This window comes from Acidobacteriota bacterium (genome assembly GCA_034211275.1).
Lineage (GTDB): Bacteria > Acidobacteriota > Thermoanaerobaculia > Multivoradales > JAHZIX01 > JAGQSE01.
Window position 1 is genome coordinate 1 of sequence record JAXHTF010000212.1, and the last position, 11,148, is coordinate 11,148.

At 68.1% G+C, this 11,148-nt stretch carries 8 protein-coding genes; 4 read left to right on the plus strand and 4 right to left on the minus strand.

Annotated elements, in window-relative coordinates:
* The first annotated feature begins 90 nt into the window (after nucleotides 1-90).
* The 4 genes from SX243_22115 (at nucleotide 91) to SX243_22130 (ending at nucleotide 6,993) form a co-directional block, all read left to right on the plus strand.
* Nucleotides 91-1,245 carry a DUF2156 domain-containing protein gene (locus SX243_22115; protein ID MDY7095680.1) on the plus strand — a complete coding sequence of 385 codons (1,155 nt, stop codon included), beginning with the start codon at nucleotides 91-93 and terminating at the stop codon, nucleotides 1,243-1,245.
* Between the two features lie 155 nt (nucleotides 1,246-1,400).
* On the plus strand, nucleotides 1,401-3,026 hold the full coding sequence (locus tag SX243_22120; GenBank protein MDY7095681.1) for a hypothetical protein: 1,626 nt from the start codon (nucleotides 1,401-1,403) through the stop codon (nucleotides 3,024-3,026).
* A 47-nt stretch (nucleotides 3,027-3,073) separates the two neighbouring features.
* Nucleotides 3,074-5,206, plus strand: a complete 2,133-nt coding sequence (locus SX243_22125; GenBank protein ID MDY7095682.1) for a dynamin family protein — start codon at nucleotides 3,074-3,076, stop codon at nucleotides 5,204-5,206.
* Nucleotides 5,207-5,220: 14 nt separating this feature from the next.
* Nucleotides 5,221-6,993: a dynamin family protein gene (locus tag SX243_22130; GenBank protein ID MDY7095683.1), complete on the plus strand. Its 1,773-nt coding sequence runs from the start codon at nucleotides 5,221-5,223 to the stop codon at nucleotides 6,991-6,993.
* 22 nt (nucleotides 6,994-7,015) lie between these two features.
* On the opposite strand, the gene SX243_22135 is transcribed toward SX243_22130, so the two are convergent.
* From SX243_22135 to SX243_22150, 4 genes are all read right to left on the minus strand, one after another.
* A complete protein-coding gene (locus tag SX243_22135; protein MDY7095684.1) occupies nucleotides 7,016-8,008 on the minus strand; it encodes an aldo/keto reductase in 993 nt (330 codons plus the stop codon).
* 400 nt (nucleotides 8,009-8,408) lie between these two features.
* On the minus strand, nucleotides 8,409-9,995 hold the full coding sequence (locus tag SX243_22140) for a hypothetical protein (protein ID MDY7095685.1): 1,587 nt from the start codon (nucleotides 9,993-9,995) through the stop codon (nucleotides 8,409-8,411).
* Between the two features lie 79 nt (nucleotides 9,996-10,074).
* Entirely contained in the window at nucleotides 10,075-10,812 is a 738-nt protein-coding gene (locus SX243_22145; GenBank protein ID MDY7095686.1) for a hypothetical protein, read from the minus strand.
* 91 nt (nucleotides 10,813-10,903) lie between these two features.
* On the minus strand, nucleotides 10,904-11,148 hold a 245-nt coding region (locus SX243_22150; GenBank protein ID MDY7095687.1), incomplete at its 5' end, for a hypothetical protein.

Sequence of the window (11,148 nt, forward strand, 5' to 3'; positions counted from 1 at the left end):
AGAGTGGGCGCCAGCCCACTACTTTCAACAGCATATCGCTGAATGTCCTCCTCGTCCGCCGAGGCCTCTTCCTCGCGATAGGCTGCCGCCATGGCCGAGTCGTCGCCAGCCCTGGAAAACACCTGCAGTGGGGAAGAGGACGGGAAAGTGTTGGAGCAGGATTCGTCCTCAAAAGTGGACGATTCGCTGCCTCCGGAGCATCTGCGACGGGCGCGGGAGCTGGTACTGCGGTTTGGTTGGAATAGCACCGTCTACCAGATCTTGAACCCCGGCATCGAGCGCTGGACCGCTGCCGACGGCGAGGCTTTGGTGGGCTATGTCACCGCCCACGGCCATCGGGTGGTGGCGGGATCGCCGGTGTGTGCACCGGAGCGGTTGGAGAGCGTGGTAGAGGAATTCGAGCAGGACACCCGCGGCGCCGGCCTGCGCGCCTGTTATTTCGGTGCCGGCGAGCGGTTGGCCCAGGCGCTGGCGGCCCGGGGGCCCTACGATCGGCTGTACCTGGGGGCTCAACCCTGTTGGAATCCCCAGCGCTGGCGCCAGACCCTCGACAGCAAGGCTTCCCTGCGCGCCCAGCTCCACCGCGCGCGCAACAAGAACGTCGTGGCGGAAGCCTGGAGCGCCGAGCGGGCTACCGACCATCCGGAGCTCCACCGCTGTCTGGAAGAGTGGCTGAGCACCCGCGGCCTGCCGCCGCTGCACTTCCTGGTGGAGCCGGAGACCCTGGGGCGGCTCTACGACCGTCAGGTCTTCGTCGCCTCCCGGAAGGGCCGGCCGGTGGCCTTCTTGGTGGCCTCGCCGGTGCCTCAACGGCGGGGCTGGCTGGTGGAGCAGAATATCCGCGGGTTCGGGGCTCCCAACGGCACCACCGAGCTGCTCCTCGACGCCGCCATGGAGAGCTTCGCCGCCGCCGGGTGCGAATACGCCACCCTCGGGCTGTGCCCCCTGTCCAAACGCGCCGGCTTGGGCTCGCCGCCCCAGCGCTGGTGGCTGCGTCTGCTCCTTGGCTGGGTGCGCGCCCACGGCCGCCGCTTCTACGATTTCGACGGTCTCGACGCCTACAAGGCCAAATTCCTGCCCCACACCTGGGAGCCCATCTACGCCATCACCGGCGGCGACCGCGTGGGCCTGCGGACCCTCTACGCCATCGCCGGCGCCTTCGCCCGCACCCCGCCGCCGCTGCTGTTGGTGCGCGCCCTGGGCCGGGCGGTGCGTCAGGAGCTACGCTGGTTGGTGGGGAAGTAGCCGCCCCGTCGAAGCTACCCCTTCGAAGCCGCCCCTTCGAAGCGAGCCCGTCCAAGCAGCCCGTTCGAAAAATCTCCCCATCCCACTAAACACTCGTCCTTCCGCCGGGTCTTGGAGGCTGAACCCGGAAAAACCCCCGTCACCCGGAAGGACGTATGGCCAACACATCGACCCCGACTCTGACCCCCACCGCCTCGATTCCCGCCCAAGACGGTCTCGGCGAGCTGCGCCGGCTGGCCGCCGAGGAGGGCTGGAACGATCTCGAAGAGCTCGCCGCCGGCTTGCTCGATCCGCCCGCTACGGCTGACGTCTGCATCGCTTGCGGGCCCGCCGTGGACGGCGCCGCATGGCGCTCCCGGCGGTCTCAGAAGCTGTCGGCGAGCTCCTCCTCGGTGGCCTCTCTGGACGAGCTGGCCCAGGACCCCGCCGCCGCCTGGGGGGCTTCGAAGCTGGTGATCCTCCTCTCCTGCGGCCGCCTCGTGGATGCCGCTCTGCGCGCTGCAGTGGAAGAGCTCACCGTCGGCCGTCCGGCGGAATCCTGGGCTCTCGTCTACGACGGGGCCGAGACCCTGGAGGATGCAGGGGATCTGGACATCGTCGAGCGTGGTGCCCGCCAGCTCTCCCCCGAAGCGCACCCCCATCTCTCCGCCGCCGGTGCCGGCGAGGATTCCCTCCCGGAGTTTCTGGCCCAGCGGCTGGCGCAGGATGAAGAGCGGCTGGAGAAGTGGCTGAAAGGTGCCGGGGCGGATCCGGCGGCGCTCGACGCCTGGCGTCTTCGCCGGCTGCTGGAACGGGCGGAGCAGGAGGTCGCTGGGGATCCCGCACCGGTGGTTCCCCAGAAGCCGTCGGCGTCCCATCCCGGGGCCGGCGAGGCGGAGGACCGGTCCTTGAGCAGCCTCCGCCGGTCGCTGCAGCGCTCCCGCCGCCGTCTCGCCGAGCGCCTCGACGTCGACTTCCGGCAGCTGCGGGACGAGGTGGATCGGGCTCTCAACGACCTCGACCGCGATCTGGGGACCGAGCTGGAGGACGAGCTCGAAGGGCTTTTGGACCGCAAGTCCGCCACCGCGGAGGAGATCGAGGCGGCGGTGGAGGGGCGGATGCGGGAGGCCGTGGGGCGCCTGGCCGAGACCTGTGCCGAGCGCGTGGAGAAGCGCCGGCGAGAGCTCTTGGACGACGGTCGCCAGCTCCTGCGGGACGTTCGGTGGAACCTCATCGAAGACGGCGATGGCTATCCCGAGGAGCTGCTGGCGCCGCTGGCTTCCGTCCGCTGGAGCGAGGACGATCTCGGATTGGACGGCCGGCTACCGGCGGACCCTCGCCGAGACCGTGCTTCGGCGTCGGCACCGTCGGACGATCTGGCCACGCTGCTGCTGGTGGCGTCCGGGGGTGCCGTGTCCGCCTGGTTCTCCACCTTCCTCGGCTTTGCCCCGCTGCTCATCGCCTTGAGCTCCGCCTCCGGAGCGTTCGGGGTCGGTTGGCTCCAGCGCTTCCGCCGCCGGAGCGGCCGCAAGCAACTTGTCGTCGAGGAGGCGGTGGGGCAGGTCCATGTCGCCCTGGGCCGGCTGCGGGACGAGCTGCGCCGGGCACTCCATGACCTTCACGGAGAGATCCGCTCCGAGCTCAACCGGCGCTGGCGAGAGTTGGAGCAACGGCTGGAGGCTTCGGAAGCCTCGGCCCCATCTGCCACGACATCTGCGGCGACATCTGGGGCGACGGGCACTCAGGCGATCTCCGAACGCCTGGCCGGGATCCGCCGCCGAGTCTTCGACACGAGTCTTTGAGCCTGAAATTTCATTCGTTTTCGAACGGTAGCGAGAGGAGCTAGACCATGAGTGCTGAAACCCTGATTCCTGAAACCCCTACCACCGAGACCCCCAGCCCCAAGACCACAAGTGCCGAGAACACCGGTTCTCCCAAGGGCCTCAAGGCCAAGGTCGAGGAGGTCCGGCGCAGATCCACCCACCGAGCCGCCGAGGCCATCGGCGCCCTCGGCGACATCGCCGCGGAGCTGGAGCTTCAAGAGATCGCCAAGCGCTTCGGCGGCGTGCGCGAGGATCTGCTTTCCGACACCTTCAAGGTCATCGTCGTCGGCCGCTTCAAGAACGGCAAATCGACCTTGCTCAACGCCTTGTTGGGTCGCCCGACGCGGCCGCTGCCGGCCATCGCCGGCGAGCACGGTCCGCTGCCGGTAGACAATCTGCCCGCCACTGCGACCCTGACCTACATCCGCTACGCCGAGGAGCCCTGGGTGAAGGCGTGGAGCTTCGACGGTGAGGAGCAGGAGTGGCCCCTGGAGCGCTATCTCGAAGAGTCGACGGTGCGTATGGACGAGGAAGAGAACCGCCGAATCTTCCAGGACATCCGCAACTTCGAACTCGGGTTTCCCGCCGAGCTATGCCAGTCCGGGGTCACCCTCATCGACTCCCCCGGCACCGACGACGTGCCCCACCGCACCGACATCACCCGCCAGGCCCTGGACCGAGCCGACGCGGCCATCGTGGTCTTTCGCAGCGATGCGCTGGCGGGCAAGGAGGAGCGGGATTTCGTCGCCCGGGAGCTGCTCTCGACCAAGACTCATCTCTTCACCGTGATCAACCTCTTTCACCAGCAGGAAGTCAACGAACGCCTGCGGGGAGCCGCCTGGCAGCGGCTGGTGACGGACATGATGAGCGGCCCGAAGTGGCAAGGGCAGGATCTGGAAGAAAAGGACATCCACTTCGTCCAAGGTCTCGACGCCGAGAAGGGCAAGCTGGAGCCTTCCGATGAGCTGGTGGAGAGCTCCGGTCTGCTGGCCTTCGAGGAGCGGCTGGGAGATTTCCTGGTGCGCGACCGCCATCGGGTGCATCTGGAGAAGTTCATCGGTGCCGCCTTGGAGCATGCCCGGGAGCTCGAGCAACAGGTGGAAACCCGCCGCGCCGGCCTCGAACGGGAGAGCGCCGAGCTGGCGGAGGCGTTCGAGGAGATCGCTCCGCAGCTGGAGGCGATCCATCAGCGGCGGCGGAAACTGCCGAAGATCCTCGATCGCTACCGCCGCGAGAGCATTCGCCAGCTGGAGGGAAGCTTCGCCCGCATGGTGCGGGATCTGCGCCGGGATCTGCCCATCGAGCTGGAAAAGGTCGAGCTGGAGTCGCTGCAGGGAGTGGGCGGTTTCGTCCGCGCCGCTTTCCGGCAGAAGCAGCTCTGTGAAGAGATGGCTGCCGCCTGCACCGGCATCGCCAAAGAGCGCTTCGACGTTTGGCACAAGGCGCCTGCCACGGAGCCCGGGGCGCAACAAGAGCTGCAGCCGATCTTCGATCGCCTGATGGACGAGGTGTCCGAGGAGGTGGGGGAGATCGAGCGGGGTCTGAGCGACATCCAGCTTCGGCTCACCGGGCTGAAGGTAGCCTCCGGCGAGGTGGTGGAGCCGGTGAGCCTGAAGCAGCGGGCCATCGGAATCCTGGCGGGGGTGTTGCTGCAGGACGTCAGCCTGGCCGCCGGCGGCGGCGTGGCCGGCTTGCGGGGCCTGGCGGGCACCGTCGGCGGCTGGGTCGCCTCGGGCATCGGTCTGGGGGTTTTGAGCACCCTGGGCTTCGCCATCGCCCCACTCATCGTTCCCGCGGCGCTGATCGGCGGACTGCTCGGCAGCATGACCTGGAACCGGGTGGGGATCGAGAAGCGTCTGCAGGAGCGGACCCTCGATCAATTCTTCGAGCAGCTGGACAAGGTCCCCGCCGCCGCTGGCCCGAGGATCGAGAGTGGCGTCGATCAGCTCTTCGCCGAGGTGGAGAAGAGCCTGATGGCGGAACTGGGCTCCGCCATCGCCAGCGAGGAAGAGAACGTCCGCAGCATGATGCAGCTCAACGAGCTTTCCCGCGCCGAGAAGCAGTCGGTGCTGGAGGAGCTCACCCAGGTCCGGGAGGCCATTCGCCGGCAGATGGACGAACTGCAGGAAGTGGAATTGAACGCCGCCCAGGCGGCCTGAGGCGGACCATCGAGATGACCACCTATCGCCTGGCTGGGGACCGCTGGCTTCGACACGCCCGATCGGACGACGGCCCATCGCTGGTGGACGATGCAACCTGGCGTCGGCTGACGGCAGGGCTGCGCCAGCTGGCTGGCGCTCTCCGGGGCGTCGAGCCGGCATGGGCCGAGGAAGTGGAGGGGCTGGTACAGGATGATGGTGCGGTTGGCGGCGAGGGGGCCACCCTGGTCTTCGGCGGCCATTTCAAATCCGGCAAGTCGACCCTTCTCAACGCCCTCCTGGGACGGGAGATCCTGCCGGTGGATGCGCTGCCGGAGACCGGAGCCCTGTGCTCGCTGGGTTCCGCCGCCGCCGATCGCGGGGAGGTCTTCCGCAACGGTGACCGCTACGGCATCGCTTGCGAGACCGACTCCATCCGCCGGGAAGTGGCCCTCCTCGACGAAGCCGGACAGCAGCGGCCGGAGATCGAGGCGGTCGACCGGGTGGAGCTGGACCTCGCCGGGGTCGAGATCCCCTCCGGTCAACGCTGGATCGACTCCCCCGGCATCAACGACACCAAGGCCATGAACCACTGCGCCCGGCGAGCGGTGCGGCGGGGGGACGTGCTGTTGTGGATTCTGACCTCGAAGCAGATGCTCTCGGAGGTGGAGGTCGCGTTTCTGGCCGAGGAGATCGCCTACTCCGGGCCGGCGTCGGTGGTCTTCGTGCTCAACTTCTTCCTCCAGCAGGACGGGGAGGAGGAGTGGCGCCGAGGGCTCGAGCGGCAGTTGCCCTTCCTGTTGGAGAAGCTGTCGGAGCTCTCCCCAGAGCTCGGCTTCACCGCAGCCCAGCCACCCACGGTGGCGGCGGTGGCGGGGCGGGCTCTGGGCGTTACCGGAAACGGTGCCTTCGGCGGGGCGGATCTGCGCCGGCTGGTGCTCCACGACGCCGCGGGCATCGGTGGACGCCGAGATCGGGTACGGGCCCACCGGCTGCTGGTAGCCCTGCGGGCGCTGGAGGAGGAGCTCGGCGGGCGCGTCGAGGCGGAGGAGAAGGCCCTGGAGACGGCTCGGCAGGAGGCCCGAGCCCGCCGCGCCGCCGCCGAAGCCGACGGCAAGAGGCTGCGGCGGGAGCTCGACCACATCCTCAGCCGGTTGAAAGGGGATTGGAGCGCGGGGGTGCGAGAGGTGGCGGACGCTTTGGTGAGGGGGATCTCGGATCCTCTGCAGCGGGACGACACCTACACCGACCGGCTCAACCGCGCGCTGAAGATTCTTGGTGAAGGGACGCGCAAAGACTTCTTCCAGGCCGTCGCCGGAGCGCTGGAGCGAAACCGCCACACCGAGTTGCCCCAGGAGGCCCGCCGGCAGATCCGCCGCAGCCTCACCGCGCCGAAGCTGCGGGTCGAGGTGGCGGACAACGCTCCCGACGGGGGTACCTGGCTCGGCGGTGCTGCCGCCGGCGCCGCCGCCGGCACCGTGGTGCCGATCATCGGGACCCTCTTTGGTGCCGTCGCCGGCGCCGCGGCGGGGGCTGGGTATTCAGCGCGGAAGGCGCTGGAGAAAGATTTCGCCGACACCCGAGCCGCCGCCCGCCGGGCGGCCCTCTCCGTCGAAGATCTGGCGGACGAGAAAGCGAGGGAAATCCGGCGCTTGATCCTCGGGCACTGCGGCCCTTCCGCTGATGCCGAGGCGGGGGCTGAACCGGTGGCGGCAGCGGCCGCTCGTCTCGGGCGCCTGGAGGAGGTCGCCGAGCTCCTGGCCAAGCTTCGGGAGCAAGCCCGGAAGATCGCCGAGGCTCCGCTCTGATCCTCTCTCTATCGGAATCGAATCAGAGCACCGACGTCCCGGGCGGCACCAGCTCGTCGATGCGCGAGAGCATGGCGCCGCTGAGCTCGACCTCGGTGGCGCGGATGCAGCTCTCCAGCTGCTCCATGGTGCGCGGGCCGATGATGGCGGAGGTCACCGCCGGGTGCTCGAGGGTCCAGCGCAGGGCCAGCTCCGCCAGGGAAGCGTCGGCGTCGTCGGCCATGCGGACCAGCTCTTCCACCACCTCCAGGCGATGCTCGAAGCGCTCCTGCTCCAGATCACCGACCCACTTCTTCGCCCGCGGGCTGTCCGCGGGATTGCTCTGACCCTTGCGATATTTGCCCGTGAGCCAGCCGCCCTCCAGGGGGCTCCACACGATGTTGGCGATGCCGTGGGCCTGGGTCATGGGGAAGTGGCTGTCCTCCAGGGTGCGGCGGAGGATGCTGTAGGGCGGCTGGAGGCAGACGAAGCGCTCCCAGCCGTGGCGTTCGCTGATCCACAGGGTCTCGACGATCTCCCACGCCGCCAGGGGTTTTTCCCCCTGCACCTCGTGGTGGTTGGTGGAGCAGCCGATGTAGCGCACCATGCCCCGGCGCACCAGGTCGTCCATGGCCCGCAGGGTCTCCTCCCAGGGCACCGAGCGGTCCGGCCGGTGGATCTGGTAGAGGTCGATGCAATCGGTTTGCAGGCGCCGCAGGCTGTGCTCCACCTGCTCTTCGATGGCCTTGCGGGAGAGCCCCCGAGCGTTGGGGTTCTTGCCCATGGGGAAGTAGACCTTGGTGGCCAGCACCGCCTGGTTGCGGCGGTCCTGGAGCGCCCGGCCAACGATGGATTCGGACTCGCCCTCGGAGTACATATTGGCGGTGTCGATGAAGTTGATGCCGGCGTCCAGAGCCCGGTGGATGATGCGCACGCAATCCTCGTGATCGCGGTTGCCCCACTCGCCGAACATCATGGTGCCGAGACAAAGAGGCGACACCTTGACGCCGGCGCCGCCGAGATTGCGGTAATCCATCCTCGTCCTCCCTCTCGCCCGCTACGCCCGAAGTGCGCCGCGAAGCCGATTCTCTAATCTTCCTTGGGGGCCACCGATCCGGTCGACGGGGCCGGTAGCGCGTGGACTTCAGCCTAGCCGCTTCCCGGCGGCCGGGCAACCGGCGGTCCAATGGCGGTCAAAGAGAGCCGGCGGAGTCTAGCTGTAGCGGAGGTCGTGTCCTGGCCGGAATCCGCGAAGACTCCGAGGCACCCGCCGCAGGCAGGAGCGAGAGCGGAGAAACGCGCGGAACTGTTTGAGCGCAGCGAGTTTTCCGCGCGCCGCTCCGGCTCCACCGCCGGCGGCGGCCAGCAGTGCCGAGGCCTGAGCGGATTTCGGCCAGGACACGACCGGGCCACGAGGGTTCACTACCCCTGGGCCGTCAGCGGCAGGTGAAGAAGCCCATGGTGTCGAGGATCGTCTCGAAGGTGGTTCCCTGGGGGCTGTCGTATTGCCGCACGATGGTGCGCTCGGTGTCCGTCACCGTTAGTCGGACGCCGACGTTGGTGAGGCCGGCGGCGAAGACCCAATAACTGCGGAAGCTGGTGCCGCAGCCGTCCAACACCTTGACCACCAGCTCCACATTGTTCTCGTTGAAGAAGGTGAAGGAGCCCGAGTCGTCGGTCTCCTGCACCGCTCGGCCGCTGCCGGAGCCGAGGTCGCTGGTGTACTCCGCCCGCACCTGGAAGCGGCCGCCCTGGAGGCACAGGCTGGTGAGGGAGGGAATGCAGGCGCCGAAGGCGCGCACGTCCAGGCGGCCCCGGGCCAGCAGGGCGTCGTTGGTCCCGAGGACGCGCACGGTGTAAGTGTCGGCCTCCAGGAGCCCGAGCTCCACCGGGATCTCGGTGACCGGCGGCGGGGTCCCCGCCGGCCCCGGGGGCAGTTGCAGGCAGTCATCGTCGAGGCGGATTTCCACCTGATCGAACTCGATGGTGGCCACGGGCGCCGGATCGCAGACCTCCACTCCCGCCAGCCCGACGATGGCGGTGACCGGATCGTCGATCCTCGGTGCCGCGGGATCGAAGCGTAGGGGCGGTGCTCGCTCCACCACCAGCAGGTCCCGGGTCACTTCCTCGCCGGTGGAGGTATTCGATGCCACCACCGTGTAGTCCCCGGGGTCCAGCTGGCCCAGGGTGATGGGGAAGGTGAATTCCGACGGCGGCGGCGGTGGGGTGAACGGGCAGCCGGTGGAGTAGCTGATCTCGATGCGCGGCATGCTCACGTCGACGAAGCGCAGCGACGGGCAGGTGGAGAAACCGTCGAGGCGTGCCACCACGTCTTCCAAGTTGCTGGCGATGGCCGGCAGCAGCTCCAGCTGGGTCGGGGTCTCCAGCACCGCCAGATCCTCCAGGGCGAAATACACGCCGTCGAGGAAGTTGCGGGCGCCGACGGTGTAATCGCCGGCGGAAAGGGGCGGCAGGTCGATGGTCAGTCGGAAGTCTTCCGCCGGTGGCAGGGGCAGGCCGCAGTTGTTGATCAGCAGATCGATCTCATCGTCCTCGACCACCAGATCGGCGATCAGCGGACACGGAGCCCGGCCGGTGACGATGGCCTGGGCCACCTCCCCGGGGGCCACCGGCGTCGGGGAGATCTCCAGGTCGAAGGTGCCGTAGGGGTAGCCCACCTGCCAGGGAGCGGTCGCCAGTAGCTCATCGGTGCCGGCCTCGCGCACCTCGACGGTGTAGGTCCCGGTTTCCAGCGGTCCCACCGGCACTCGGATGGCGAAGGGGGTGGGTTCGGGAGGCAGGATCGGGCAGTGGGCGTTGAAGACGATGATCACCGTATCGCTGGTGGTCTCGCCGGAGTGGGCCGTAGGGCAGGAGCCGACGCCTGAGACGACGACCTCACCGATCTCCCCCGGCATCAGGACGGGCGACAAGGGATTGACGGAGATCGGTCCGGCGAGCTGTGCTGCTGCGGAACCGGCTGCTAGGACGGCGACGACGCAGAGCAGGCCAATGCGCAGCAAGGGTATCGGTAGCTTCCTCGAAGGGCTGGGCTGAGTTGGGAGCGACGGTGTCATGGTTTCGCGGTTCATGGGATGGGCCTCAGGGGCAAACGGGCATCGCCCGGGTGTCGAGGATGGTCGGGTAGGGCTTGCGTTCCGGGTTGAAATAGGAGCGGCTCTGGCCGGTGACGGTGTCCGTCACCTGCAGCTCTACGCCGACGTTGGTCAGCCCGGCGGTGAACAGCCAATAGCTGTTGAAGGTGGTATTGCAGCCATCGAGGATCTTCACCACTAGCTCCACGTTCTCGCGATCGAAGAAGGTGTAATAGCCCGACTCCTCGGTTCTGGGAAGGGCACGGCCCGGGCCGAACTGGTCGCCGGTGGCGTAGAGGGCGCGCACCTGGAAGCGTCCACGCTGGAGGCAAAGGGTGCTTTGGGACGGAACGCAGCTCCCTTCCCGGCCGACCCTGACGGGGCGGGCGATGAGGGGCAGGCTGGTCGATCCGAGGACGCGGACGGTGAAGGTGCCGGCGGGTAGGGGACCGATGAAGATCTCGAAGCTGGCGGTCTGGGGCGAGCCCGGCGGCGGCGGCGCGAGGCATTCCTCGCGGATCTGGATGTCGACGCGGGGGGCCTGGGTGGAGTCGAAGGACCACGCCGGGTCGAGGTCGCAGACTTCGAATCCGGGGAGCATCACCGTCACTAGGATCGCCTCGCCGTCGTGGGGACGCGGTGGCTCGAAGGTGATGGACGCGGCTTGTCCCAGGGCGGTGGGGGCGAGCAGGCTCGTCAGTGCGAGACAGCTCAACGAAAAGCAGATGAAGATCAGCCGATTCATGAGGTCACTCCATGAGGGTTTATGGGAATGTAGCATGAAGTTCGATGGGAGGCAATAGAAACCTCAGCGGGCTCCGGTGATCCTTGGGGCCTCAGCCGAGGAAGAAGGTGGTCCAGAAGAGCAGGCCGATGGTGCCTACCATCAGCACCATGCCCGCCCACGCCAGCGCCACCATGGCTTTGCCGGGGCGCAGCTCCGGATCCTCGATGAGGCGGGTCACCGCCCACAGATTGAGGCCGAAATAAAACGGAGAGAGAAGCAGGCCGAGGGCACCCACCACTTTGACCACCGCCGCCGGGTCGGGCACTGCGGCATGGCGATCCTCGCCGCAGTGCC